Origin of the sequence: Sphingopyxis sp. (genome assembly GCF_965227415.1) — a bacterium.
In the GTDB taxonomy this organism is placed as follows: Bacteria; Pseudomonadota; Alphaproteobacteria; order Sphingomonadales; family Sphingomonadaceae; genus Sphingopyxis.
The window spans coordinates 1,187,617-1,213,702 of record NZ_OZ245749.1; the positions used below are offsets into that span (position 1 = coordinate 1,187,617).

At 66.7% G+C, this 26,086-nt stretch carries 26 protein-coding genes; 18 read left to right on the top strand and 8 right to left on the bottom strand.

The window, feature by feature from the left end; genetic code table 11:
* Positions 1 to 15 precede the first annotated feature (15 nt).
* The 3 genes from gatA to ACO055_RS05770 form a co-directional block, all read right to left on the bottom strand.
* Positions 16 to 1,497 (bottom strand): Asp-tRNA(Asn)/Glu-tRNA(Gln) amidotransferase subunit GatA, encoded by a 1,482-nt coding sequence (gene gatA / locus ACO055_RS05760; RefSeq protein ID WP_422061633.1) that lies wholly within the window; start codon positions 1,495 to 1,497, stop codon positions 16 to 18.
* Positions 1,498 to 1,599: 102 nt separating this feature from the next.
* Entirely contained in the window at positions 1,600 to 1,902 is a 303-nt protein-coding gene (gene gatC, locus ACO055_RS05765) for an Asp-tRNA(Asn)/Glu-tRNA(Gln) amidotransferase subunit GatC (RefSeq protein WP_422061634.1), read from the bottom strand.
* A 132-nt stretch (positions 1,903 to 2,034) separates the two neighbouring features.
* Positions 2,035 to 3,819 (bottom strand): DUF4153 domain-containing protein, encoded by a 1,785-nt coding sequence (locus ACO055_RS05770; RefSeq protein ID WP_422061635.1) that lies wholly within the window; start codon positions 3,817 to 3,819, stop codon positions 2,035 to 2,037.
* 206 nt (positions 3,820 to 4,025) lie between these two features.
* On the opposite strand from ACO055_RS05770, the gene ACO055_RS05775 reads away from it, so the two are divergent.
* The 5 genes from ACO055_RS05775 to ACO055_RS05795 all read left to right on the top strand — a co-directional run bounded on the left by ACO055_RS05775 (position 4,026) and on the right by ACO055_RS05795 (position 8,469).
* Positions 4,026 to 5,312 carry a DUF3089 domain-containing protein gene (locus ACO055_RS05775; RefSeq protein WP_422061636.1) on the top strand — a complete coding sequence of 429 codons (1,287 nt, stop codon included), beginning with the start codon at positions 4,026 to 4,028 and terminating at the stop codon, positions 5,310 to 5,312.
* 129 nt (positions 5,313 to 5,441) lie between these two features.
* Entirely contained in the window at positions 5,442 to 5,900 is a 459-nt protein-coding gene (ruvX, locus tag ACO055_RS05780) for a Holliday junction resolvase RuvX (RefSeq protein ID WP_422061637.1), read from the top strand.
* A gap of 13 nt (positions 5,901 to 5,913) precedes the next feature.
* Positions 5,914 to 6,228: a DUF1294 domain-containing protein gene (locus tag ACO055_RS05785; protein WP_422061638.1), complete on the top strand. Its 315-nt coding sequence runs from the start codon at positions 5,914 to 5,916 to the stop codon at positions 6,226 to 6,228.
* Between the two features lie 40 nt (positions 6,229 to 6,268).
* Positions 6,269 to 7,264 carry an aspartate carbamoyltransferase catalytic subunit gene (locus ACO055_RS05790; RefSeq protein WP_422061639.1) on the top strand — a complete coding sequence of 332 codons (996 nt, stop codon included), beginning with the start codon at positions 6,269 to 6,271 and terminating at the stop codon, positions 7,262 to 7,264.
* Entirely contained in the window at positions 7,255 to 8,469 is a 1,215-nt protein-coding gene (locus tag ACO055_RS05795; protein WP_422061640.1) for a dihydroorotase, read from the top strand. Before ACO055_RS05790 ends, ACO055_RS05795 begins: the two co-directional genes overlap by 10 nt.
* 108 nt (positions 8,470 to 8,577) lie before the next feature.
* Here ACO055_RS05795 and ACO055_RS05800 read toward each other — a convergent pair whose 3' ends face one another.
* Genes ACO055_RS05800 through ACO055_RS05810 form a run of 3 tightly spaced genes read right to left on the bottom strand, consistent with a single transcriptional unit; the run spans position 8,578 to position 11,434 of the window.
* A complete protein-coding gene (locus ACO055_RS05800; protein WP_422061641.1) occupies positions 8,578 to 10,005 on the bottom strand; it encodes an SPOR domain-containing protein in 1,428 nt (475 codons plus the stop codon).
* Positions 10,006 to 10,025: 20 nt separating this feature from the next.
* Positions 10,026 to 10,694, bottom strand: coding sequence for a hypothetical protein (locus ACO055_RS05805; RefSeq protein ID WP_422061642.1), 669 nt, complete (start codon positions 10,692 to 10,694; stop codon positions 10,026 to 10,028).
* 17 nt (positions 10,695 to 10,711) lie between these two features.
* Complete coding sequence (locus ACO055_RS05810) at positions 10,712 to 11,434, bottom strand: AAA family ATPase (protein ID WP_422061643.1); 723 nt, start codon at positions 11,432 to 11,434, stop codon at positions 10,712 to 10,714.
* Positions 11,435 to 11,702: 268 nt separating this feature from the next.
* Between ACO055_RS05810 and ACO055_RS05815 the strand changes: the two genes are divergently transcribed.
* Positions 11,703 to 12,986: an SPOR domain-containing protein gene (locus ACO055_RS05815; protein ID WP_422061644.1), complete on the top strand. Its 1,284-nt coding sequence runs from the start codon at positions 11,703 to 11,705 to the stop codon at positions 12,984 to 12,986.
* A 46-nt stretch (positions 12,987 to 13,032) separates the two neighbouring features.
* Here ACO055_RS05815 and bla read toward each other — a convergent pair whose 3' ends face one another.
* Entirely contained in the window at positions 13,033 to 13,914 is an 882-nt protein-coding gene (bla, locus tag ACO055_RS05820; RefSeq protein WP_422062426.1) for a subclass B3 metallo-beta-lactamase, read from the bottom strand.
* Between the two features lie 214 nt (positions 13,915 to 14,128).
* Here bla and ACO055_RS05825 point away from each other — a divergent pair, with 214 nt between their 5' ends.
* The gene (locus tag ACO055_RS05825; RefSeq protein WP_422061645.1) at positions 14,129 to 15,067 is read left to right on the top strand and encodes a LysR substrate-binding domain-containing protein; all 939 of its coding nucleotides are present in this window, start codon (positions 14,129 to 14,131) and stop codon (positions 15,065 to 15,067) included.
* A gap of 55 nt (positions 15,068 to 15,122) precedes the next feature.
* Here the strand turns inward: ACO055_RS05825 and serB are convergent, their stop codons facing one another.
* A complete protein-coding gene (gene serB, locus ACO055_RS05830; protein ID WP_422061646.1) occupies positions 15,123 to 16,007 on the bottom strand; it encodes a phosphoserine phosphatase SerB in 885 nt (294 codons plus the stop codon).
* On the opposite strand from serB, the gene miaA reads away from it, so the two are divergent.
* The 11 genes from miaA to ACO055_RS05885 all read left to right on the top strand — a co-directional run bounded on the left by miaA (position 16,006) and on the right by ACO055_RS05885 (position 26,044).
* Complete coding sequence (gene miaA / locus ACO055_RS05835; RefSeq protein WP_422061647.1) at positions 16,006 to 16,968, top strand: tRNA (adenosine(37)-N6)-dimethylallyltransferase MiaA; 963 nt, start codon at positions 16,006 to 16,008, stop codon at positions 16,966 to 16,968. The two genes, serB and miaA, sit on opposite strands and share 2 nt — an antisense overlap.
* Before the next feature lie 87 nt (positions 16,969 to 17,055).
* Entirely contained in the window at positions 17,056 to 18,810 is a 1,755-nt protein-coding gene (gene ilvB, locus ACO055_RS05840; RefSeq protein WP_422061648.1) for a biosynthetic-type acetolactate synthase large subunit, read from the top strand.
* Positions 18,811 to 18,814: 4 nt separating this feature from the next.
* On the top strand, positions 18,815 to 19,330 hold the full coding sequence (gene ilvN, locus ACO055_RS05845) for an acetolactate synthase small subunit (RefSeq protein ID WP_422061649.1): 516 nt from the start codon (positions 18,815 to 18,817) through the stop codon (positions 19,328 to 19,330).
* Between the two features lie 106 nt (positions 19,331 to 19,436).
* Positions 19,437 to 20,471 (top strand): ketol-acid reductoisomerase, encoded by a 1,035-nt coding sequence (ilvC, locus tag ACO055_RS05850; RefSeq protein WP_422061650.1) that lies wholly within the window; start codon positions 19,437 to 19,439, stop codon positions 20,469 to 20,471.
* 212 nt (positions 20,472 to 20,683) lie between these two features.
* On the top strand, positions 20,684 to 21,820 hold the full coding sequence (locus tag ACO055_RS05855; RefSeq protein WP_422061651.1) for an 8-amino-7-oxononanoate synthase: 1,137 nt from the start codon (positions 20,684 to 20,686) through the stop codon (positions 21,818 to 21,820).
* Positions 21,817 to 22,425 carry a dethiobiotin synthase gene (gene bioD / locus ACO055_RS05860; RefSeq protein WP_422061652.1) on the top strand — a complete coding sequence of 203 codons (609 nt, stop codon included), beginning with the start codon at positions 21,817 to 21,819 and terminating at the stop codon, positions 22,423 to 22,425. The genes ACO055_RS05855 and bioD overlap by 4 nt, the downstream gene beginning before the upstream one ends.
* A 129-nt stretch (positions 22,426 to 22,554) precedes the next feature.
* Positions 22,555 to 23,826: an adenosylmethionine--8-amino-7-oxononanoate transaminase gene (locus ACO055_RS05865; protein ID WP_422061653.1), complete on the top strand. Its 1,272-nt coding sequence runs from the start codon at positions 22,555 to 22,557 to the stop codon at positions 23,824 to 23,826.
* A 198-nt stretch (positions 23,827 to 24,024) separates the two neighbouring features.
* Entirely contained in the window at positions 24,025 to 24,426 is a 402-nt protein-coding gene (locus tag ACO055_RS05870; RefSeq protein ID WP_422061654.1) for a DUF805 domain-containing protein, read from the top strand.
* Positions 24,427 to 24,523: 97 nt separating this feature from the next.
* Complete coding sequence (locus ACO055_RS05875) at positions 24,524 to 24,928, top strand: hypothetical protein (protein WP_422061655.1); 405 nt, start codon at positions 24,524 to 24,526, stop codon at positions 24,926 to 24,928.
* A 65-nt stretch (positions 24,929 to 24,993) separates the two neighbouring features.
* Positions 24,994 to 25,482, top strand: a complete 489-nt coding sequence (locus ACO055_RS05880; RefSeq protein ID WP_422061656.1) for a rhodanese-like domain-containing protein — start codon at positions 24,994 to 24,996, stop codon at positions 25,480 to 25,482.
* Positions 25,483 to 25,723: 241 nt separating this feature from the next.
* Positions 25,724 to 26,044: a hypothetical protein gene (locus tag ACO055_RS05885; RefSeq protein WP_422061657.1), complete on the top strand. Its 321-nt coding sequence runs from the start codon at positions 25,724 to 25,726 to the stop codon at positions 26,042 to 26,044.
* The last annotated feature ends 42 nt before the right edge of the window (positions 26,045 to 26,086 follow it).

The following is a 26,086-nucleotide window of genomic DNA, read 5'->3' on the forward strand; positions in this document are numbered from 1 at the left end:
GAACAGCTCGTTAAATTACCACCACTTCTCGGCGCGCGCCGTAAACCCGGCGCGTTCCTCGATCGCCAGCCCGGCGTTCAGCACGCCCTGTTCGTCGAAAGCCTTGCCGATGATTTGCAGCCCCAGCGGCAGCCCTTCGCGGTTCAGCGCCGCGGGGACCGACATCGCGGGCAACCCTGCCAGGCTCGCGGGCACCGCGAACACGTCGTTGAGGTACATCGCCAGCGGATCGGCCATCTTCTCGCCCAGCCCGAACGCCGCCGACGGCGCGGTTGGCGCCAGGATCACGTCGCACACCCCGAACGCTGCGTCGAAATCGCGCGCGATCAGCGTCCGCACCTTCTGTGCCTGCGTGTAATAGGCGTCATAGAAGCCCGCCGACAGCACATAGGTGCCGATCATGATGCGGCGCTTGACCTCGGGCCCGAAGCCGTCGGCGCGTGTCGCGGCATACATGTCCTGCAACCCCGCGCCGGTCGGCAAATCGCGCAGACCATACCGCACGCCGTCATAGCGCGCGAGGTTCGACGACGCTTCGGCCGGCGCGATGATATAATAAGCGGGCAGCGCATATTTGGTATGCGGCAGGCTGATCTCGACGACCTCGGCCCCCGCATCCTTCAGCATCGCGATGCCCGCATCCCACATCGCGTCGATATCAGGATCGATGCCCTCCAGCCTATATTCCTTGGGAATACCGACTTTCTTGCCCTTGAGATCGCTCGACAAAGCGGCTTCCCAATCGGGTACCGGCAGGTTCAGGCTCGTCGCGTCCTTGGGATCGAACCCCGCCATATTCTGAAGCATGATCGCGCAGTCGCGCACGTCGCGCGCCATCGGCCCCGCCTGATCGAGCGAGCTGGCGAAGGCCACGATGCCCCAGCGCGAGCAGCGGCCATAGGTCGGCTTGATTCCCGAAATCCCGGTGAACGCCGCCGGCTGGCGGATCGATCCGCCGGTGTCGGTCCCCGTCGCCGCGGGACACAGCCGCGCGGCGATCGCGGTCGAACTGCCACCCGACGATCCACCCGGCGCAAGCGCGGCGTTGCCGCCATCCTTGCGCTTCCACGGGCTGATCACATTGCCGAAATAGCTCGTCTCGTTCGATGATCCCATCGCGAACTGGTCGAGGTTCAGCTTGCCGAGCATCCCGGCGCCCGCATCCCACAGCTTCGCCGACACCGTCGATTCATACCGCGGCACAAAGCCTTCGAGAATGTGGCTTGCAGCCGTCGTCTGCACGCCATTGGTCGCGAACAGATCCTTCATCCCGATCGGCACGCCCGACAGGGGCTTCAACGTTCCGGCGGCGCGGTCGGCATCGGCGGCCTTCGCTGCGCCAAGCGCATGCTCGGGCGTCTCGACGATGAACGCATTGAGCGCTTTGGCGCCCGCGACATTGGCGCTGAACGCCTCCGCCACTTCGACCGCGCTGAAATCGCCCGCGCGGTGTCCGTCGCGGATCTGCGCGACCGTCAGATTGGTAAGATCAGTCATTATTCAAAACCCCGTGCCCCTGCAAAGGCAGGGGCGCATCTCCAGACGTCTCGTGGTTGATCCCCGCCTTCGCGGGGATGATCGGATGATGGTTTTCCGCCATCATTCGATCACTTTCGGAACACCGAAAAAGCCATGCATCGCCGCCGGCGCGTTCGCCAGCACGTCGTCGCGGCGCCCGCCGCCGGTCAGGGGATCGGCGTCGACGACATCGTCGCGCAGCCGCAGCTGGTTCGGGATAACCGCGGTCATCGGCTCGACCCCGGTCACATCGACCTCGCCGAGCTGTTCGACCCAACCCAGGATGCCGTTCAGTTCGCCTTCCATCGCCGTGGCTTCGGCATCGCTGATCGCGATGCGCGCCAACGACGCGATTTTCTTCACTGTTGCCTGATCGATTGCCATCATGATCGCCTTATCGGGAGAAGGTGCGCCGCTAGCATCCGCGCGCGCGGGCTTCAAGGTGGCGGGCCAAAAACCTTGATACAATGGGCCGTCGCGATCGCCCCTGCGGCTGTCACGCTCTTCCGGCCAGGGCTACTCGAAATCCTGACCCATCGGCTTGCCGTTCACGAACAGCTGTTGCCGCTGCACCGGCCGCACCTCGACGTCGGCCACCGTCTCCAGCTCGTCGATCGTCAGCCCGCGCGTCGTGTCGCCGCTCTGAAACGCCGTATAATCTTCCGCCCATTGCCCGGTCTTCGCCTCGCGCGCGAACAGCCCGACATTGCCGCCGCGCGTGACCAGCGCAAAGCGCGCGTCGCCAAGCGAATAGACGATGCACGGCGCCGTCTTGCACTCGCCCCGCGTGTTGAGCACGGCATAGGCTTCGGGCGGCAGGCTCCGTCCCGCGGGGAAAACGCGCACCTTGTCCTCGATCGGCTTGGCGCCATAGGCGACGTCGCTCGCATCGATCGTGTCGCCCGATCCCAGCAGCTCCCAGCGATCCTTGGCCTTCAAGGCAAAGCCTGCCAGCTCGGCCCGCGCCTTGTCGGGCGACTTTGCGATTCCCGCCAGCGCCTTGCGCCCGGCGGGTCCGAAATCGAACGCCATCGCCGCCCAGTCGAACTTTTCCGCCTTCACCGTCCCCGCCTTCAATCGCGCCAGTTGGTCGCGCGCCGAGATCGCTCCGAAATCGACGATCGGCAACGCCAGCAACAGCGCGAGCAGCGTCATCGCGATCGCCAGCTTCTGCTGCAACGGGCGCAGCACATCATCGAAACGGCCTTTGCCGTTCACGACCGCCCACAGTCCGGCCGCACCATAAGCAAGCGCAATGATTGCCGCGACAGCGCCCCAGATACGCTCGGGGGTCCAGCCATACTGGATCACGCGCAAATGCATCGAATAGAAGGCGATGATCGCAAGTGGCAGCACCGCGACGACGAGCACCGCCGCCGCGCCGTGCAGAAAACGGTTGCCCGACCGGTCGTCGCGCCCGTTGCCGATCACGGCATTGGCAAGCAGCACCGCAAAAGCGGCCGCCGCCATCATCAGCGCCGCAGTCGAAAAGCCCGACGCCCACAACTTGCCAAGCCCCGTCCCGACGAGCGAAAGCAGGAACAGGACCACCGCGCCCGCCAGCACGGGCGCCAGCACCGCGAGCACGATCATCACCAGCCGCTGCAAGGTCGACACCAGCTTGTCGCGCTCGCGCAGCAACCCCACCGCGCCGCCGAACGCCGCGCCTGCCAGCATCCACGGGAACCAGCCGGTCTCGAACATCTGCATGACCAGGTCGATCCCGATCAGCTTGAACATCGATCCGATCAGCAGCACGAGCAAAAAGGTCAGCCCGGTAAAGGCAAGGCCCGCTGCACCGATGACCGCGTCGGTCCAGGCATGGCTGTGCAGGCGCTCATACGGCATCTCCCACAGTTTCCAGAAGCGCCAGTCGGGCGCGACGTCGCGCCGTGTCTGGAACAGCGGCGTCGCGATCAGCACCGCGAGCAGCCCCGACCAGAACGGCCATTCGAACGGCGATGCGTCGACGTTATAGCCTGCCGACGTCCAGATGATCAGCGCGATGACTGCGCCCCACAACAGCGCAAAGCCCAGCGCCCAGTGCCAACGGCGAAGCTCGACGCCCAGGACGAAAACCAGCGTCGATACCGTGATGAACGCAGCCAGCGCATTGTGACCGGGGTCGTGGTTCGGTGCGTATCGCCAGTCGATCACGGCATGAAACGCCAGCCCCGCGAACGCGCAGATCGCGGCCATGATCCACGGCCGCTGCGGCCAGGGCAGATCGCTGTCGTCGAGGCGGGCGGAGACGGGCCGAGCCGAATCGGGGGCGGAAGCGCTTGCGGGTGCGTCGGTCATGCCCCACATCTACTTCCGAATGCCGTCATGCTGAACTTGTTTCGGCATCCATGGACTGATCGCGCGTCCGACGCAGCAGCGGAGGAGGCGACCGGCCATGGACGCGGAAACAAGGTCCCTGAAACAAGTTCAGGGTGACGAGATATTTGAAGGGCTCGGCGTGACCGGCTAGAGAGCCTGAAATTCTCTCCCCATGGAGCCCCCATTTGGCCCGCAAATTTCTGTACCTGATTGCCGCGATCATCATCCTCATCCTCGGCTTCGGCATCGCCTATCAGCTCAATCCGGGCTGGTTCGGCCGCGTCGCGTTCGTGCCGTCGAGCGAATTCGTCGAGCAGACGGTGGCGGCGCCGAACACCTATGACGACCCCCAAATGTGGTTTTCGCGCCCGGGCGTCGAGAGCGATCCGTCGAACTGGCGCCCGCCCGCCGAGGATGGCACCGACGGCACGTCATCGGAGGGCGGCGACAAGCTGATCCCCCGCGCCAGGGCAGCGACGGCAGCCGAAGCGCCCGAAGATGCGACGCCGAAGGGCGACGCCGCGATCTTCTTCGTCCACCCGACCAGCTATTACAGCAAGGCGAGCTGGAACGCGCCGCTCGACGACCGCGATGCCAATTACCGCGCCACCTTGTTCATGCAGGGCATGGCCAGCGCGTTCGGCGACGCGGGAGAGGTCTGGGCGCCGCGCTATCGCCAGGCGACGCTCGGCGCGTTCCTCGCGACCGACCGCGTCACCGCGGGCAAGGCGATCGATGCCGCCTATCGCGACGTCGAAAAGGCGTTCGACGCCTTCATCGCCGCGATCCCGAAGAACAAGCCGATCATCCTCGCGGGACACAGCCAGGGCGCGCTCCACCTCACGACGCTGCTCAAGAACCGCATCGCGGGCACCCCGCTCGCCAAACGTATCGTTGCCGCCTATGTCATCGGCTGGCCGATCAGCCTCGACACCGACCTCGCGGCGCTGGGGCTTCCCGCATGCCAGACCCCCGAACAAAAGGGCTGCATCCTCGGCTGGGCGAGCTTCGCCGAGCCCGCCGATCCGATCATGATCCTCGATGCCTATGACGGCACGATCGGCTTCGACGGTCGTCCGCGTGCCGGCACGCGGATGCTTTGCACCAATCCGCTCACGGGCATCCCCGACACCGCCGCGGCGCCCAAGGCGAACCTCGGCACGCTGAAGCCGTCGGAAGGCTTCAAGGCTGGTGTATTGATCACCGGAAAGATCGGCGCAAAGTGTGACGATGCGCGCGGGCTGCTGATGATCGGCGATGCCGAGATCGCGAAGGATTATGCGCCGAGCTATGTGCTGCCGGGCAATAATTACCACGTTTTCGACATCACCCTGTTTTGGGCCAACGTCCGCGCCGACGCGCTGCGCCGGCTCGCCACCTTTGAGCGCAAGCCCTCGCCTGTTCCGCCGCTGGCGCCGCCGCTGCCGGCATCGACCGCGCCTGCTCCCCTCCCTTCGTCATCCCGGACTTGATCCGCGACTGCGCCTGCCCCCCCTTCGTCATCCCGGACTTGATCCGGGATCCATAGCCTGACATCGCGCATCGGCGCCCCGATGCCGAATCAGGTTCATCATGACGAATTTAGGCGATAAAGGCGGCGCATGATCACCACCGCCGTTCCCGACTTCGCCGCCACACTTCCGGACGGCGGCCGCCTGATGGGGCTCGATGTCGGCACCAAGACCATCGGCGTTGCGTTCTGCGATGTGAACTGGAGCTTCGCGACCCCCGACAAGACGATCATCCGCAAGAAGTTCAGCGCCGATCTCGAAACGCTCAAAATGCTCGTCGCCCAGCACGGCATCGTCGGCCTCGTCGTCGGGCTGCCGCTCAACATGGACGGCACCGACAGCCCGCGCACCCAAAGCACCCGCGCCTTCGCGCGCAACCTCCTGCCGCTCGGCCTTCCTCTCCTCCTCTGGGACGAGCGTTGGTCGACCGCCGCGGTCGAGCGCGCGCTGATCGCCGCCGACGTCAGCCGCGCCAAACGCGCCGAACGCGTCGACAGTGCCGCCGCCGCCTTCATCCTCCAGGGCGCGATCGACGCGCTGACCCGATGAAAGCCCCCCGCCGTTGACCAGCTACGTCATCTACTGGCTGATCGCGGCCAACCTGATCGCGTTCGTGCTGATGGTTCTCGACAAGGGCAAGGCAGAGGCGGACGAATGGCGCATTCCCGAAAGCACCTTGCTCTTGTGGGCCTTCCTCGGCGGCGCCTTCGGCACCGTCCTCGCCGCGCGCCTCGTCCGCCACAAGACGCGCAAGCAACCCTTCGCGACCTGGATGCTGATCTGGCTCTGGCTCGACATCATCCTGCTCGTCCTTTGGGCGTTCGGATTTCTGGATCAACTGATCCTGCCTGTCGCGCAGCGATGGGGAGGATCATGACTTGCGATTTTCGCAAACCCGGCATAGACGCTCGGCTTTAATGACAACCTCAACCACCCGACCCGCCAGCGACTATCCGCCCGGCGGCGATGCTTTTCGCCATCGCCACCTGATCGGTATCGCCCAGCTGACCCCGTGGGAGATCAGCTACGTCCTCGACGCCGCCGAGGAATGGGTCGAGATGAACCGCAGCGGCGCCGCGAAGCATGACGATCGGCTCGCCGGCCTCACGATCATCAATGCCTTTTTCGAAAATTCGACGCGCACCCTGCTGTCGTTCGAGATCGCCGGGAAACGCCTCGGCGCCGATGTCGTCAACATGCACGCCGCGCAGTCGAGCGTGAAGAAGGGCGAGACGCTGATCGACACTGCGATGACATTGAACGCGATGCGCGCCGACGCGATGGTGATCCGCCATCAAAGCTCGGGCGCGGTCCAGCTCATCGCCGACAAGGTCGACTGTCCCGTCCTCAACGCGGGCGACGGGCGCCACGAGCATCCGACGCAGGCGTTGCTCGACGCGCTCACCATCCGCCGCCGCCTCGGCAAGGTCGAGGGGCTGACCATCGCGATCTGCGGCGACGTCCTCCACAGCCGCGTCGCGCGGTCGAATATTCTCGCGCTCACACTGCTCGGCAACGAAGTCCGCGTCGTCGCGCCGCCGACGCTGACCCCGCCCGCCATCGACCGCATGCACGTCACAACCTTCACCGACATGGACGAGGGGCTCAAGGATGCCGACGTCGTGATGATGCTCCGCCTTCAGAACGAGCGCATGGACGGCGCCTATCTGCCCAGCGCGCGCGAATATCACGCGCTCTATGGCCTGACGCCGAAGCGCCTCGAAAAAGCGAAGCCCGACGCGATCGTCATGCACCCCGGCCCGATGAACCGCGGCGTCGAAATCGACAGCAGCATCGCCGACCACCCCACCCGCTCGACGATCACCGAGCAGGTCGAAATGGGGGTCGCGGTGCGCATGGCGTGCCTCGACATCCTGACGCGCCGCAAACGGGGAGTTGCGGGATGGAACTGAAGCCGCTCCTGATCGCGAACGCCCGCCTGCTCGGCGGCGACAGCGCGAGCCTGCTTGTCGTTCAGGGCCGCATCGCCGCGATCAACCCAGCCGAGACGCCGGACGGCGCCGAAATCATCGACGCAAAGGGCCAGTGGCTCGCGCCCGGCATCATCGACCTCGGCGTCTTTGCGACCGACAAGCCCGCGTTCCACTTCGGCGGCATCACGCGCGCCGCGCTGATGCCCGACAGCGGCCCGCTCGACGGCGCCGGTCTCGTCGAACGCGCGGCCAAGGGCGGCAAGCCCGACCTGTGGGTCCACCCCATCGCCGCCGCAACCAAGGGCCTCGCGGGCAAGGAACTCGCCGAGATCGGCCTGATGAAGCAGGCGGGCGCGCGCGCTGTCGCGACCGGCCGTGGCCGTATCGCCGACGCGGGCGTGATGCGCCGCGTCCTCGCCTACGCCGCCGCGCTCGGCCTCACCGTCATCGCGCATGCCGAGGATGAAGGCCTCACGGCGGGCGCCGTCGCGACCGACGGCGAAATGGCGACACGCCTCGGCCTCGCCTCGGCCCCCGCGATCGCCGAAGCGATGGCGATCGCACGCGACCTGTGCCTCGTCGAGGAAACCGGCGCGCCGATCCACTTCCGCCAGGTCACCACTGCGCGCGGCCTTTCGCTCGTTCGCGAGGCCAAGGCAAAGGGCCTCCCTGTCACCTGCGGCATCACGCCTGCGCATCTGTTCCTCTCCGACACCGCGATCGGCGATTTCCGCACCTTCGCGCGCCTCTCCCCCCCGCTGCGCAGCGAGGACGACCGCCGCGCCTGCCTCGCGGCGATCCACGACGGTACGATCGACACCCTGTCCTCGGGCCACGATCCGCGCGGCCCGGAGGACAAGCGCCTCCCCTTCGCCGAAGCGCAGCCCGGCATGGCGGGCGCCGAAACATTGCTCGCCATGGGCCTCCAGCTCGTCCGCGACGGCCATGTCACGCCGTCGCGCCTGTTCGACCTCCTCGCCGCGAACCCGGCCCGGCTGCTCGGCCTCCAGGCCGGCCGCCTCGAGGCGGGTCACGAGGCTGATCTCATCCTGATCGACGAAGGCACGCCGTGGCAGGTCGATGCCAAGAAAATGGCCGCTTACGCCGGCAACACCCCCTTCGATGGCATGCCGGTACAAGGCCGCGCGACGGCGCTGTGGAAGGGCGGCCAGCGGATCCGCTGACCTGTCCATCCTGTCGCGCACCGCGCACCCGCGCACGAAAAAGGGCGCAGCCGTCTGGCCGCGCCCCTCCCCTTGGCCTCCCTCTGGCGGGAGGCGCCCCAATGTCGTTTAGCGCGAGGCCATCCGCACGGGCTTGCCCGGCTTCGATGCCGATGCCCACTGGATCGTCTCGCTGCCGCCCATCTGACGGACGAAGCAGGTCTGGCCATGCGTCTTCAGCTCGCCGCACAGCTTCGATGCATCGGCGCGCGTCGCCAGGCCGTTGACGGTCAGGCGATAGAAGTTGCGGCCATTGACCGTCGCGGCGTGGCTCGACGCCGGATAGCTGGCGAGCAGGCCGCTCTTCTTCTTGAGAACGCCCCATTTTTCCTTGGCGATGCCCAGGCTGTCATACGCGCCGAGCTGCACCGCCCAACCCGACGGCTTCTTCGAATCAAAGGCCATCGCCTTGGGCAGGATTTTCGTCGCAGGCTCCAGCGCCTGCTTTTGCGCCGGGCGGATCGTTTCGGCGCGCTGGCCCGCGACGCGCGGTGCGGCGCGATAGGGCTTGGCGTCGGCCATCAGGATTTCGGCCGGCTTCGGCTGCGGCAATTCGGTCACCGGAACCACGCCATTTTCATCGCGCTGCGGCATCGGCAGTTCGACCGTGCGGATCGGGCTCGGATCGGCCGAAGCCGTCACCACCGCGGGCTTTTCTTCGGCGGGCGGCGGCGGGGCATAGGCTGCGATCGGCGCCGGATCGGCACTCGCCAGCTCGACCGGCGCATCGGCAGCGGCCATCTCGGTGCCCGAGAAATTGCTCAGCGCGAGGCGCACCGGCATGCCGGCGTCATCGCGCGGCGTCGTGCCGAGCAGGCTCGCCACGCGAAGCTGCGGGCTTTGCTGTTCGGCAAGCTTGGACCATTCGGCCATGCGCGCTTCGATCTTGGCGATCGACAGATCCTGCGAGGCGACGAGGCGCGCCTGCGCCCAGCGGCCGTCGAGCGCGAAAGCGAGCGCCAGATTCTGGCGCGTGCGGGCGTCGGCATCGGGGGCGCGCGCCGCTTCGGTCAGCACATAGATCGCCGAATTGGTGTCGCCCGACAAAGCGAGCGCCAGGCCCATGTCCGACGCCGGAACGACCTCGAAATTGCGCTTCAAAAGGTCGCTTGCCTCGGCATTCTTGCCCTGCGCGATATAGGCGAGGGTCAGCGCGATGACCGTGTTGCTGTCTTTCGCGCCAAGCTCCACCGCGTCGTTCAGCGCCGTGCTCGCCGAAGCGAACCGTCCGTCGGACAAATAGGTCTGGCCGAGCAGCGCGCGGAAACCCGCGTCGCGCGGGCTGGCGGCGACCGCGGCTTCGGCAAGGCTGACCGCCTTGCTGACCTTGCCCGCTTCGAGCGCTTCGCGCGCCTTGTCGGCGGCTTTCGACGCCGATGCCGGGACCGGTTCGTTCGACGGCGCGGCATTGGCCATCTTGCCCATGCCGCTGCAACCCGTGACCACGCTCAGGACGAAGCCCGAAACGGCCAGGTTTATCAGGACTTTGCGGTTCATCTTTGGTCCCCCAACGTTTCTTACGGTTGCATCGTTTGGCGCGCGGGACGCGCCGCCGGCAGGCGGCTCGCCATCGCGTCGATTTCGGGTAGCGAAGCCAGATATTCGTCAAGCAAGTCGGTCAGGATCACCTGCGACGACCGGTTCGTCACTGCGCTTGCAAGCCGCAGGCGCAGATGGCGTTCGGCGTCGAGGCGCAGCGTGAACGCCGCCTTTTCGCGGGCACGCAGGCCGCGCGGTGCCTTTTCCTTCTTCACCTTCGGCGCCGGTCGCGCTTCGACCTTGCGCGCGACGGCAGCGACGCGGTCGACCAGCGATTCCTGCTGGCGGACGATTTCGGGGACTTCGACCGGTTCGCGGGCAAAGTCGTCCGCCAAGGCATCGGCGAGTTCGGGGTACAATTCATGACCCGGACCTTCGTCGACGGCATTTTCGGCCTCGACATTGTGCACCAGCACCGATCCGGCGAGCAACGGCTTCAGATCGACCATCCGCGCCGATTCGGCGGCGTTCTGGTCTGGATCGACGTCATAGCCCATGTCGTTCCAGCCGAGGTCGTCATACCCCTGACCGTTCATCGGTGCGGCAGGGCCGCTGCCGAGCGGAGCGCGGCGCATCGCGGGACGCGCTCCGCCCTTGCGGGCCAGCAGTCCGGCGCTCAGCGAAGCGAGTGGTTTGGGTTCGCCCATGGTTCCTGCGCTCCCCGTCACTGGCCAGCGACGCGGCGGCCGAAGCCACCACCCATCGGGCGGACGGTGCCATAACCCGGCTGCGCGGGCATCGGAGCCGAGAAGACGGTGCGGCGGAAATTCTTTTCGAGCCGGTCGCTGATATAGCCCCACAGCTGGCGGATCTCTTCGGCCGAGCGGCCGTTCGGATCGACTTCCATCACCGTGCGGCCGTCGATCATCGATGCGGCATAGTCGGTGCGGTGGTGCAGCGTGATCGGCGCCACGGTGCCGTGCTGCGACAGCGCGACCGCGGCCTCGCTGGTAATCTTGGCTTTTGGCGTCGCGCCGTTGACGACGAACACCAGCGGCTTGCCGGCGCGTTCGCACAGATCGACGGTGGCGCCGACCGCACGCAGATCGTGCGGGCTGGGACGCGTCGGGACGACGATCAGCTCGGCAACGCTGATCACGCTCTGGATCGCCATGGTAATCGCCGGCGGCGTATCGATGACGGCCAGCTTGAAGCCTTGCTGGCGCAGGATTTCGAGGTCGGAGGCCAGCCGCGCGACGGTCGTCTGCGCAAAGGCCGGAAGGTCGGTTTCGCGCTCGTTCCACCAGTCGGCGAGCGAGCCCTGCGGGTCGATATCGATAAGGACGACCGGACCAGCGCCGGCAAGCTGCGCTTGCACCGCGAGATGACCCGACAAGGTGGTTTTACCCGACCCGCCCTTTTGTGAAGCCAATGCCAAAACGCGCACTGCTGTCCCCCTAGGAAAACCAAAATCGGCCAGAGGAATGGCACGCAGGACGCTAAAATTGAGTTAACGATGATAAAAAGAGGGTGAACGACATCCTCGCATTCATGGTAAATGCGGACTTAACGTCCTTGTGTCCCGGTTCGGCACGGAATGGGCCGATGCTGAGCGATGCTAACGCGCTGTTAGCCATTTATGACGTAGGTCATCGCTGACGGCTGCGGCTGCGCGGGTGTGGGCTCGACTGCGGCGCACGTCATTGGAGAATCAGATGCGTTCATTCCGCACCATCGCCCTTTTGGCCCTGCCGCTGTCGGCGCTCGCCCTGACGGCACCCGCGCTGGCCGACGTCAAGGACGGGGTCGATGCATGGCAGGCCGGCGATTTCCAGAAAGCCGTGGCCGAATGGCGCCCGCTCGCCGTCGCCGGCGATCCCGACGCGCAATTCAATCTCGGCCAGGCGTACAAGCTTGGCCGCGGCGTCGCTGCCGACCTTGCCCAGGCCGAAAGCTGGTACCGCCGCGCCGCGAAGCAGGGCCATCTTCAGGCCGAGGACAATCTCGGCCTCATCCTCTTCACGGCGAACAAGCGCGACGAAGCCATGCCCTATATCAACGCGTCGGCGAACCGCGGCGAACCGCGCGCCCAATATGTTCTCGGCACCGCGATGTTCAACGGCGACTTCGCCGGCCAGGACTGGCCGCGCGCTTATGCGCTGACCAAGCGCGCCAGCGACGCCGGGCTCGAAATCGCGTCGGCGCGGCTCGCGCAGCTCGACCGGCTGATTCCGCTCGAACAGCGCCAAAAGGGCCTCGCGATGCTGCCGCAGATGGAAAAGGACGAGGCGCGCGCGCGCCTGGCCGCCGTCAACGCCGTCGCTCCGGTCCCGGTTCGGCCCCTCCCCTCGCCGATCAAGACCGCCAGCCTGCCGGCTTCGACCCCCGGCACCCGCTATGCGCCGCCGCCGGTGATCACGCCCCCGACGCCAGCCCCGGCACCTGCGCCTGCGCCCGCCTCGACCCCTGCGCCGGTCCTTGCAAAGCCCTCGACCCCGGTCGCCGTTGCCGCTGCATCGGCGGCCAGCGAAGCGGCCGCCGCAGCCGATGCTGCCACGGCCGCCGCCGCTGTTCCCCAAATGGCCGCGGCGCCGGGCACCAGCTACGCCGCGCCCCCCGAATCCGGCAAGCTCCCGCCCGCGGCCAAGCCCGCGCCGGTCGCCGCCAAGCCAATTCGGGTCGCCACGGTCGACGCAAAGCCCGCCCCCGCGAAGCCCGCGCCCACAAAGCCGGCGGCGATCAAGGCCGTTGCCGTCCAAAAGGACGCCGGGCCCTGGCGCGCTCAGCTCGGCGCGTTCGGCGTCGAAGCGAACGCCCGCAACCTCTGGGCGGCGCTCGAAAGGAAACATCCCGTCGTCGCGAGCCGCGAGCCAATTCTGGTGAAGGCCGGCGCGCTCACCCGCCTGCAAGCTGGCGGCTTTGCCAGCAAGGCCGACGCCGAAAGCTTCTGCGCGACCGTCCGCAAGAGCGGTCAGGCGTGCATGGTGATGGCGAAGTAGGCCCGAACCCTTCCCGTCGCCGCGCGACGGGAAGGATCATGCACCCCTACTTCACCGTCCCCGCGCGCTCGCCCGCCAGCCGCGTCGCCAGCAACCCGCGCGATCGGTCGGCATAGGCGCGGCACGCGCCGGGCGTGTCATTATACCGGCCGGAACCCGCATTATCGGGATGCGCCGACATCAGCACGTCGCACGGCAGCGCGTCCATCGCCGCATAGCTCGCCTCGAACGCGGCAACGAACGGGGCCCCCGCCGCCGACGTATAGCGATAGCCGGGGGCCGACACCGGATTGAGGCTCGATGCGAAAACGATCGCCTTGCACGCCCTGCCCCCGTCTTCGCCCTCGCACGCCTGCCAGCTCCAGCTCATGCTGCCCATCGTGTGACCCGGTGTCGCCAGCGCGGTGATCGCGACCGTACCCAGTTTCAGCACCTCCCCGCCCTGCATCACCCGCAGCCGCGTCACCGCGGGCCAACTGCCCCCATAGGCGAGCTGCGGATCGTCCGCCGCCATCGCTCCGGCGCGCAGCCCCTCGGCGCCGCGCGCGCTCGCCACCACCGTCGCGCCGGTATCGCGCGCGAGCGCGGCCAGCCCGCCGGCATGATCGAAATGCGGCTCGGTGCTCAGAATATATTTGATGTCTTTGGGGTCAAAGCCGAGGGCGCGGACATTGGCGAGGATCGCGGGGGCCGCCTGCGGCAAGGCGCCATCGACCAGCACCAGCCCGTCGCCCGTGTCGATCAGCGCGACGCTCATCCCGCCGAAACCGACCAGATAGGTCGTCCCGAAAATCTTCTCGGGCGGCACCGGTGCAAGCCATTGCTTCGCCCGTTCGGCGGCGATGGGCCGCGTCAGCGGGTCGCCCGCAACCGGCTCCGCCGCGCTCGCCGTTACGATGACCCACAGCGCGAGTATCAAGGCTTTCATCATGATCTTTTCTCCCTTCGTCCAGGGGGATGCCAATCCGCGGCGCGACCGACAAAGCATGTTTTCTCGACAAAGGCATGAGAATGATTCATGCATCGCCTTCATTTCTTTCGTCATCCCCGACGTGATCCGCGATCCATTGGCCCGGCCGCGGCGCGAGTGGACCCTGGATCAAGTCCGGGGTGATGATGGAACAGGCAATGCAAGAGGTCCCATGGATCGCGCCCAGCTCCCGCTCAATGCCCTGCGCGCTTTCGAGGCCGCGGCGCGCCACCTCAATTTCACGCGTGCGGGGCTCGAACTTTGCGTCAGCCAGGGCGCGGTCAGCCATCAGGTCGCGCAGCTCGAACGCCGCCTCGGGACGCGTCTTTTCCACCGCCTGCCGCGCGGCCTCGCGCTCACCGACGAAGGCCATGCGCTCGTCCCGGTTGTCGCCGACGCCTTCGACCGCGTCGCTGCGACGCTCGACCAATATGCCGATGGCCGTTTCCGTGAAGCGCTCAAGGTGGGTGTCGTCGGCACCTTTGCGACCGGCTGGCTGCTCCCGCGCCTCGCCGCGTTCGCGCGCGCGCACCCGGGCATCGACCTGCGCATTTCGACCAACAACAACCGCGTCGACCTCGCGGGCGAAGCGCTCGATTTCGCGATCCGCTTCGGCGACGGCGCCTGGCACGGCACCCATGCCGAACCGTTGGTCGCCGCGCCGATGAGCCCGCTCTGCGCGCCCGCGATCGCCGCGAGGCTCAAGACGCCGACCGACCTGGTCCACGAACCGCTCCTCCGTTCGTACCGCGCCGACGAATGGGCGCGGTGGTTCGACGCTGCGGGGGTCGCGGTACCGGTGCTGCGCGGCCCGATCTTCGACAGCTCCGCCCTGATGGCGACTGCCGCCGCCGCGGGCCAGGGCATCGCCCTCGCCCCACCGTCGATGTTCGCCCGCGAACTCGCCGCCGAATTGCTCGTCCAGCCATTCGATATCCAGATCGACGCCGGCCGCTACTGGCTCACCCGCCTGATGTCGCGGCCCGAGAGCGAGGCGATGGCGCGGTTCAGGGCGTGGCTGACGGACGAGAGCGAAGCGGGGGCGACCCAAGGGTCAAACACCGGTGTCTTCATTGGGCTGGGACACCCCGATCTCACCCCGTCATCCTGAACTTGTTTCAGGATGACGGGGAACGGACGTCCGCTTGGCAGCCTCTCGGCGCCGTCTACCCCAGCACCCAGCTCCGCCGCGGATAGCCCTGCGCCCACAGCAGCGCGGTCAGGTCATGGTGCCGGATTACCGCGTCCGCCGCTTCCGCCGCGGCCGCATGCGGGTGAAAGGCGATTCCCAGGCCCGCGCTCGTGATCATCGGAATATCGTTCGCGCCGTCGCCGACCGCCAGCGTGTCGGCGAGCGGCAGGCCGTGCCTGGCCGCTTCGGCCTTCAGCGTCTCGAGCTTTGCGCTCGAATCGATGATCGGCTCGCCGACCTGGCCGGTCAGCTTGCCGCCTTCGATCAGCAGTTCGTTCGCGACCACCTTGTCGAACCCGATCGCTTCGCCCACTGGACCGGCGAACGCCGTGAATCCGCCGGTCACCAGCACGCTATGCGCGCCGTGCGCTTTCATCGTCTGGACCAGCGTGCGCGCGCCGCGCGTCAGCTTGACCCGCTCGTACCGGCATTCGATCAGCATGCCCTCGGGCAGCCCGCCCAGCAGCGCGACGCGTTCCTTCAGCGCGCCGCGGAAATCGACCTCGCCGCGCATCGCCTTCTGCGTGATCGCGGCGACCTCGTCCTTGATCCCGGCATAGTCGGCAAGCTCGTCGATGCATTCGACCGTGATCATCGTCGAATCCATGTCGGCGACGATCAGCTTTTTCGTGCGATCGCCCTGCGGCTGGACGACCACGTCGAGCGCGCCATGGTCCATCAGCGCCAATTCTTTCCGCGCGCTGACCAGGCTACCCTGAAAGACGATATCGGCCGCATCGCCCACGTCGAGCCAGTGCGGAGCGCCGACATCATGGCCTGTCGCGTCGAGCCGGTCGATCGCTTCGCGAACCACCTCGTCGGTCAGCTTTCCGGCTGCTATCAGCGTGGCTACGAACATGGCCTCTCCTTCTATCTCTTCGCGCGCGGGTCTTCCGCCCGTCGCGCTTATCGCCGGACCCACGGCGAGCGGCAAGAGCGCTTTGGCGGTCGCGCTCGCAAAAGCGCTCGGGAACGGGACGGTCGTCAACGCCGACGCCAGCCAGGTTTATACCGACCTCGCTCTCCTTTCGGCGCGCCCGTCGGACGAAGACATGCAAGGCGTGCCCCACCGGCTCTTCGGCCACATCGACGGCGCCGAAGCGCATAATGCCGCGCGCTGGTCCGATGAAGCGCGCGGCGTCATCGCTCACGCACACGCCGAGGGGAAGGTTCCCGTCCTCGTCGGCGGCACCGGGCTTTATCTGCGCACCCTGCTCCATGGTATCGCGCCGGTGCCCGAAATCGACCCCGTCATCCGCGAGGCGGTCCGCGCGCTTTCCGTTGCCGAGGCCCAGGCCGAGCTCGCCAAGGCCGATCCCGAAGCAGCGACGCGGCTGAACCCCGCCGACAGCACGCGGATCGCCCGCGCGCTCGAAGTCGTCCGTTCGACCGGCAGGACGCTTGGCGCGTGGCAGGAGCAGCGCGAAGGCGGCATCGCGGACGACATCGCGCTCACCCCGCTGGTTCTGCTGCCGCCGCGCGACTGGCTCCGCGATCGCTGCGACCGGCGCCTGACCCTGATGTTCAATGCCGGCGCGATCGACGAGGTCGACGCGCTGCTCGCGCGCCATCTCGACCCCGACCTTCCCGTCATGCGCGCGATCGGCGTGCCGCAGATCGCGGCGCATCTTCGCGGCGACCTCACCCGCGAGGAAGCGCTCGAACAGGCGCAGGCGGCGACGCGACAATATGCAAAGCGCCAGTTTACGTGGTTCCGGCATCAGCCCCCGCCCGACTGGCCGCGTCACCCTGAATCATTAAACATCACTTCGATCAAGGAAATAGCAATAATATTACGTGATAGACTGTTGACAGGTTAGAATCATGCACCTATTGCCCGCAACCCTGTTGCACCGCACAAGCGCATCCGCTGGCGGGTCTGCAACGCTTGCGAAAGGAGTTTTGTCGTGACGGAAATGAGTGGTGCCGACATGGTGGTTCAGGCGCTGGTCGACCTTGGGGTCGATACGGTGTTCGGCTATCCGGGCGGCGCGGTCCTTCCCATCTATGACGCGCTCTACAAGCATCCGACCATCCAGCATATTCTTGTCCGGCACGAGCAAGCCGCGACCCACGCCGCAGAGGGCTACGCCCGCTCGACCGGCAAGCCCGGCGTCGTGCTCGTCACCTCGGGGCCCGGCGCGACCAATGCCGTCACCGGCATCACCGACGCGCTGATGGATTCGATCCCGATGGTCGTGCTGACCGGCCAGGTGTCGACCGCGCTGATCGGCACCGACGCGTTTCAGGAATGCGACACCGTCGGCATCACGCGCCACTGTACCAAGCATAATTATCTGGTGATGGACCCCGAACGCCTGGGGCCGATCATGCACGAGGCGTTCCACATCGCGACGCACGGCCGCCCCGGCCCGGTCGTGATCGATATCCCGAAGAATGTGCAGGTCGCGACCGGCAATTATGTGATCCCCGAAAAGATCGCGCACAAAAGCTATCGCCCGCAGGTCGAACCCGACGCCGACGCGATCGCGGCCGCCGTCGCGATGATCGCCGCGGCCGAGCGCCCGATCTTCTACACCGGCGGCGGCGTCATCAACGCTGGCCCCGACGCCAGCGCCGCGCTCCGCCAGCTCGTCGCGCTCACCGGCGCGCCGGTCACCTCGACGCTCATGGGCCTTGGCGCCTTCCCGTCGGACGATGACAAATGGCTCGGCATGCTCGGCATGCACGGGACCTATGAATCGAACATGGCGATGAACCGCGCCGACCTGATCATCGCGGTCGGCGCGCGCTTCGACGACCGTGTCACCGGCCGTCTCGACGCCTTCGCGCCCGAAGCGAAAAAGATCCACATCGACATCGACCGCAGCTCGATCAACAAGATCGTCCCCATCGATCTTGCGGTCGTCGGCGACGCCGGGCGCGCGCTCGACGCGATCATCGCGGGCTGGCAGGAGGCGGGCCACACGGCGCGCGATCTGGGCGAATGGTGGCGCCGTATCGACGGCTGGCGCGCGACGCGCTGCCTCGACTTCCCCGAAAAGAAGGACGCGACCGCCGAAATCATGCCGCAGCGCGCGGTCAAGGCGCTGTTCGACGCGACCCGCGGCATGGACCCGATCATCACCACCGAGGTCGGCCAGCACCAGATGTGGGCGGCCCAGCATTTCGGCTTTTCGGCCCCCAACCGCTGGCTCACCTCGGGCGGTCTCGGCACCATGGGGTATGGCTTTCCCGCCGCGGTCGGCGCACAGATCGCCAAGCCCGACCGCCTCGTCATCTGCATCGCGGGCGAAGCCAGCCTTCAGATGAACATCCAGGAAATGGGCACGGTCGCGCAATATCGCCTGCCGGTGAAGATCTTCATCCTCAACAATGAATGGATGGGGATGGTTCGCCAGTGGCAGGAACTGACCTATGAAAGCCGCTATTCGAACAGCTATTCGGACAGCCTGCCTGATTTCGTGAAGCTCGCCGACGCCTATGGCTGGACCGGCCTGCGCATCGACAATCTGGGTCAGCTTCACGATGGCATCCAGACGATGCTGACCACGCCGGGGCCGGTGATCGTCGACTGCCGCGTCGCACAGCTCGCCAACTGCTTCCCGATGATCCCGTCGGGCGCCGCGCACACCGAAATGCTCCTTCAGCCGAGCGACGTCACCGGCACGATGGACGACGAAGCGAAAGCACTGGTCTAAGCCCATGAAAATCAAAACCGAAGCGGGCGAGCGCCATGTGCTCGCCGTCACCGTCGATAACGAGGCGGGCATCCTCGCCAAGATCACCGGGCTCTTCTCGGCGCGCGGCTACAATATCGAAAGCCTGACCGTCGCCGACATCAGCGCCGATCATGCGCTCAGCCGCATCACCATCGTCACCTCGGGGCCGCCCGCGGTGATCGATCAGATCATCGCGCAGCTCGACCGGCTCGTTCCGGTCCACAGCGTCACCGACCTGGCCGACGGCGGCGCGCACGTCGAGCGCGAGATCGCGCTCGTCAAGGTCGCGGGCACCGGCGACAAGCGGATCGAGGCGCTGCGCATGGCCGACGTCTTCCGCGCCAAGGTCGTCGACACGACGCTGACCAGCTTCATCTTCGAAATCACCGGGACGAGCGACAAGGTCGACCGCTTCATCGCGCTGATGCGCGAATGCGGGCTGGTCGAAGTCGGCCGCACCGGCGTCGTCGCCATCGGCCGCGGGTCGGAGGCGCTCTAGAGTTTACGCATTTCGGGTTTCAACCATCGTCACCCCGGACTTGATCCGGGGTCCATGGATGCCGGATCGAGCCCGGCATGACGAACGAAAAATAGGGAAGAATGACATGCAGGTTTATTACGATCGCGACGCCGACCAGGATCTGATCAAGGGCAAGAAGGTCGCCGTCGTCGGCTATGGCAGCCAGGGCCACGCCCACGCGCAGAATATGCGCGACAGCGGGGTCAAGGACGTCGCGATCGCGCTCCGCGCCGGCTCGGCGACCGCGAAAAAGGCCGAGGCGGCGGGCTTCAAGGTGCTGTCGAACAAGGACGCCGCCGAATGGGCCGACGTCATCATGATCGCCGCCCCCGACGAGCATCAGGCCAAGATCTATGCCGACGACATCGGCCCGAACATGAAGCCCGGCGCCGCGCTCGCTTTCGCGCACGGCCTCAACATCCATTTCGGCCTGATCGAGGCACGCCCCGACATCGACGTCTTCATGGTCGCCCCGAAAGGCCCCGGCCACACGGTGCGCAGCGAATATCAAAAGGGCGGCGGCGTCCCCTGCCTGATCGCGGTCGCGCAGGAAGCCAATGGCAACAGCGGCAACGGCCACGCCAAGGCGCTCGCGCTCAGCTATGCCAGCGCGGTCGGCGGCGGCCGCAGCGGGATTATCGAGACGACCTTCAAGGAAGAGTGCGAAACCGACCTCTTCGGCGAACAGGCCGTGCTCTGCGGCGGCATCACCCACCTGATCCAGGCGGGCTTCGAAACGCTGGTCGAGGCGGGCTACGCTCCCGAAATGGCCTATTTCGAGTGCCTCCACGAAACCAAGCTGATCGTCGACCTCCTCTATGAAGGCGGCATCGCGAACATGCGCTATTCGATCTCGAACACCGCCGAATATGGTGACATCAAGACCGGCCCGCGCATCATCACCGAGGAAACCAAGGCCGAAATGAAGCGCGTGCTGGCCGACATCCAGTCGGGCCGCTTCGTCAAGGATTTCGTCCTCGACAACCAGGCCGGCCAGCCCGAACTCAAGGCCAGCCGCAAGGCCGCCGCCGCGCACCCGATCGAACAGACCGGCGCTGCCCTCCGCGCGATGATGCCGTGGATCGCCAAGAACAAGCTGGTGGACAAGGCGGTCAACTGACGGCCCCACCAGGCCGTCGCCCCGGCGAAAGCCGGGGTCCCGTGCCTTACTGAACCTCGTCATTCCCGCGAAATCGGCAACCCGGCTATACCCTGTTTCCCGGCGAAAGCCGGGATCCACTGCAACATGGAAATGGACCCCGCCTGCCGCCGGGGAACATTATGAAGGCCGGGGTCCCGCTTTCGCTCGCAATGACATACAAAGGGCGCAGCATGACCAACTCCCCCTTCGCTGCCCACCGCGCCGATCTCGAAGCCCTCGCGGTCGAGAATCGCCGCCGCGCCCTCGTCCCGCGTGCCGGTCTCGACTTCGCGTCGAACGACTATCTCGCGCTTGCGGGGTCCTATGCGCTGGGCGAAGCGCTTGCCACCGGCCTTCAGCGCGGGCTTCCCGCCGGATCGGGCGGCTCGCGCCTGCTGCGCGGCAACCACGACGAACATGAAGCACTCGAAGCCCATGCCGCGCGCCATTATGGCAGCGAGGCGGCGCTGTTCTTTCCCACCGGTTTCGCGGCCAACGCCGCGCTCTTCGCGACGCTGCCGCAGCGCGGGGACCTGATCGTCCATGACGAGCTGATCCACGCCAGCGCCCACGACGGAATGAAGCTCGGCCGCGCCGAATGCACCGCCGCTGCGCACAACGACGCGCAAGCCTTTGACGATGCGATCCTTCGCTGGCGCGCCGCGGGTGCCACCGGGACCCCGTGGATTGCCGTCGAAAGCCTCTACAGCATGGACGGCGACTGTGCGCCGCTCGCCGATCTTGCGGCGGTCGCCGACCGTCACGACGCCATCCTCGTCATCGACGAAGCCCATGCGACCGGCGTCTATGGCCCGGCAGGCCAGGGCCTCGCGCACGCCCTCGCGCCTCGCGACAACCTCATCACGCTCCACACCTGCGGCAAGGCGCTTGGCTGCGAAGGGGCGCTGCTCTGCGGCCCCCGGATCGTCCGCGACTTCCTCATCAACCGGGGGCGCCCCTTCATCTTCTCGACCGCGCCCTCGCCGCTGATGGCGTGGCTGGTCCGCCAGGCGCTCGAAATCGTCGCCAACGAGCCCGAACGCGCCGCACGCCTCCACACGCTCGTCCGCCACGCCGAAGCGCGGCTTGCCAAGCTCGGTGTCTCCGCCAGCGGCAGCCAGATCATTCCCATCGTCATCGGCGACAACGAACGCACGATGCGCATCGCGAGCGCGCTTCAGGCAGACGGCTTCGACATCCGCGGTATCCGGCCGCCGACCGTCCCGCACGGCACCGCGCGCCTGCGCCTCGCGATCACGCTCAATGTCGGCGAGCGCGAAATCGATGCGATGACGGAGAGCCTGTCGGCCGCTATGGCCACGGCATGACCCGCTTCGTCATCACCGGCACCGATACCGGCATCGGCAAGACCGTCTTTTCGGCCGCGCTCGCGGGCGCGACCAGCACTCGCTATTGGAAACCGGTGCAGGCCGGACTCGAAGAGGAAACCGACAGCGAGACCGTCGCGCGCCTCGCGCATGTCGCCATCGTGCCCGAAGCCTATCGCCTCGTCACCCCCGCCTCGCCGCATCTCGCCGCTGAAATCGACGGCGTTGCCATCGACCCCGACAGGCTGACGCCCCCCGAAGGCGCTCTGGTCGTCGAAGGCGCGGGCGGCGCGCTCGTCCCCGTCACGCGTAGCCTGCTCTACGCCGATCTCTTCGCGCGCTGGCAAATCCCGGTCATCGTCTGCGCGCGCACCAGCCTTGGCACGATCAACCACAGCCTGCTGACGATCGAGGCGCTCAAGAGCCGCCGCGTCCCGATCCACGGCATCGCCTTCCTCGGCGATACGATGCCCGACAGCGAAACCATCATCCCGCAAATCAGCGGCGTTCGCCGTCTGGGCCGCCTGCCGCGCCTCGACCCGCTGACACCCGAAAGCCTCGCGGCCGCATTTCGCTCGAACTTCAGCGTCGCTGACTTCCGCTAAATTCGTCATTCCCGCGAAAGCGGGAACCCAGCGCAAAGAAGATTTTCACCCGCAGGGTGGCAACCCGAACGCGACGCCAGAACTGGGTTCCCGCTTTCGCGGGAATGACGAACGGGTATAGATCACGCCATGGACACCCATCCCTCCCCCGTCTGGCACCCCTTCACCCAGCACGGCCTCGGCGACCCGATCCCGCGCATCGCCCGCGGCGAAGGCGCGCGCCTTTACGACGCCGACGGCAACCATTGGATCGACGCGATCTCCAGCTGGTGGGTCACCACCCACGGCCACGCGCACCCGCGCATCATGGCCGCGATCCGCGCGCAGAGCGAAAAGCTCGACCAGCTCATCTTCGCCGGCTGGACGCACGAACCGGCCGAGACGCTCGCCGCCGAGCTGATCCGCATCACGCCGGCCCCGCTCACCCGCGTCTTTTTCTCCGATTCGGGATCGACCAGTGTCGAGGTCGCGTTGAAGATGGCGCTGGGCTATTGGTTCAACATCGGCGAACCGCGCAGCCGCATCCTCGTCCTCGAACATGGCTATCATGGCGACACGATCGGCACGATGTCGGTCGGCGAGCGCGGCGTCTATAACCGCGCCTGGCAGCCTTTGCTGTTCGACGTCGACACGATCCCCTTCCCGCACGAAGGCCTGGAGCAGGCGACGCTCGACGCGCTCGAAGCCGCCTGTGCAAGCCAGGAAACGGATAGCGCGCCCGCCGCCTTCATCGTCGAGCCGTTGATCCTCGGCGCCGGCGGCATGCTGATCTATCCCGCGTGGGTGCTCGCCGAAATGCGCGCGATCTGCGCCCGCCACGGCGTTCTCTTCATCGCCGACGAAGTGATGACCGGCTGGGGCCGCACCGGCACGCGCTTCGCCTGCGACCAGGCGGGCGTCATTCCCGACATCGTCTGCCTGTCGAAAGGCCTGACCGGCGGCGCGCTCCCGCTTGCGGTGACGCTCTGCATCGAACCGATCTTCGCAGCCCATTTCTCGACCGACCGGGCCAGGACCTTCTATCATTCGAGCAGCTATACCGCGAACCCGATCGCCTGCGCCGCCGCGAACGCCAACCTTGCCATCTGGCGCGACGAGCCGGTGCAAGATCGCATCGACGCGCTCGCCGACGCGCAGGCCGCGCATCTGTCGCTGCTCGGCTCCGATCCGCGCATCGCCAACCCCCGCCGCCTCGGCACCATCGCCGCGCTCGACATCGTCGTGACGGACGCGGGCTATCTCTCGACGCTGACGCCGCGCCTGATCGCCTTTTACCGCGACCGCGGCATCCTCCTCCGCCCGCTCGGCAATAGCGTCTATGTGATGCCGCCCTATGGCATCACCGCCGATGAACTGGCGCAGGTGTGGGCCGCGATCGGAGCGTCGCTGGACGCCGTTTGATCCGCCCTGCGGCGCAGCCGTGGGGAGGGGGACCGTTCTTGAAGCAACTGGTGGAGGCGCCGCGACGGTGCGCAACGGGCCGCCGTCGCCCTGCGGGCTGCCGCCTCCCCGCCCCGATCAACCACCTGTAAACCCCATTTCGCTAAACCTGCTTCGCCGGGAGGGGGCTCCCGCACCGCACGAACGCAGGGGGACGCGATGGACTGGATGATCATGCCGCTCGAACGATACGCCGATTTCAGCGGCCGGTCGCAGCGTATGGAATATTGGATGTTCACGCTCTTCTATCTGATCGTGATCGTCGTCCTGCTCGGCTTCGCGATCTTTTTCGGCAGCCCCGCGGGCGAAGAGCATACGCTGGCGGAGAATTATTTTCTCGTCGTGCTCGGCCTGTTCGTCGTCGGGACGATCATCCCCTCGATCGCGGTCACCGTGCGGCGCCTGCACGATCAGGACAAATCGGGCTGGTTCTATCTGATGAGCTTCATCCCCTATATCGGCGGCCTCATCCTGTTCGTCTTCATGTGCCTCGAAGGCACGGTGGGCTCGAACCGCTATGGCCCCGATCCCAAGGGCGGCAGCGGATATATCTTCGCTTAGAAGCTTGCGAATTCCCCGCCGCGGATGACCGCCAGTTCGGCTGGGGTTCATATTGGCGCGTTCATCACCATCTCCTGGGGCCAAGGGAATGCGTGTGATGAAAAGACTGGCCCCGTTTCTGCTTCTCGCGCTTGCCGTCCCCGTGCAGGCGCAGGACGATGGCGACCTGGCGCAGCGCGGCACGCCGCCGCAGCGCACCTCGATCCTCTACACCTATGGCGACGATCCCTGCCCCGAAGCGCAGGGCGACGAGATTGTCGTCTGCGCGCAGCGCCCCGAATCCGAACGCTACCGCGTCCCCAAGGAACTCCGCGAGGAACTGAAGGACGACGACGCGCCCGCCGGCGGCGGCAGCTGGGCCTCGGCGGTCGAGGGATATGATTCTATCGCACGCGTCGGCCGCCCGAACAGCTGTTCGGCGGTCGGCTCGAACGGCTGGACCGGCTGCACCGCGGCGCTGATCCGCGACTGGTTCGAGGAACGCCGCAGCGGCGGGCGCTGACAGCGCATTCATCCCCCGTCCAGCATCGCGCGCATAGCCTCGCGGGCACCAAAGGGAGGATCATCATGCACCGCATCCTGCTTATCGCCGCCGCGCTCGTCGCCACCCCAGCGTTCGCAGAGGCCAATCCCCAGATCGACTATCCGGGTTTCCAGATGCTGACCGCCAGCGTCGCCCCGGCGCGCGCCGGGCGCCTGCTCGCATTCGACCGCTTCCAGGCCGAAGCGGCAAAGAAGGGCACGCTCCTCCTCGACGCGCGTTCGAAGGACGCCTTCGCCGCGGGGCATATCCAGGGCGCCGTCAACCTGCCGCTCACCGACTTCACCGCCGAAAGCCTCGCCGCGGTGATCGGCGCCGATCCGAACCGGCCTATCCTCATCTATTGCAACAATAATTTCTCGAACGACCGCGCCCCCGTCCGCGTCAAGGCCGCGCCGCTCGCGCTCAATATCCAGACCTTCATCAACCTCGTCGGCTATGGCTATCCCAACGTGTGGGAACTGGCCGACGTCGTCGACTACAACGACGCAAAGGTGCGGTGGGTGAAAGGCTGAGCCGCTCACGAACAGACCTCGTCATTCCCGCAAAAGCGCGAACCTGGCGACCCAGCGTGTTCCCCGGCGAAGGCCGGGGTCCATGACCCATGGTGTTCCCCGGCGCAGGCCGGGGTCCAGGGCGTTCGAGAGCCGGCGTTGCGTGTGCACGCTCTGGACCCCGGCCTTCGCCGGGGAACACGTCAGCATCGTCCGCAATCGGTCGTTAGCTCTCCGTCATGCTGAACTTGTTTCAGCATCCATGGCCCGACCTCTCCTTTCGCGCCGCGCCGAAGGAAACGGCAGCCCATGGATCCTGAAACAAGTTCAGGATGACGAAAAAACGGACGTCGTCTTTCGGTCAAAAGCGGTCATCACCCCGCGAAATCGCGAACCCGGTGGCAGTGCTTGCTCGCCGGGTTCGCGCTTTCGCGGGAATGACGAAGGGGTGGCAATGACGCAATTTTCCCACTCCCCCCTTGCCAAGCACGACATTTTGAACCAAGAGCCTCCCCATGCGCGGCAACGCCCTTCTTCTTCTGCGACTTACACGCCCTTGGGCGTGACACTGGCTGCGCGCTAGTCGCGGCCACCCGCTCAAGGGTCCGATCGACACCTATCGCAA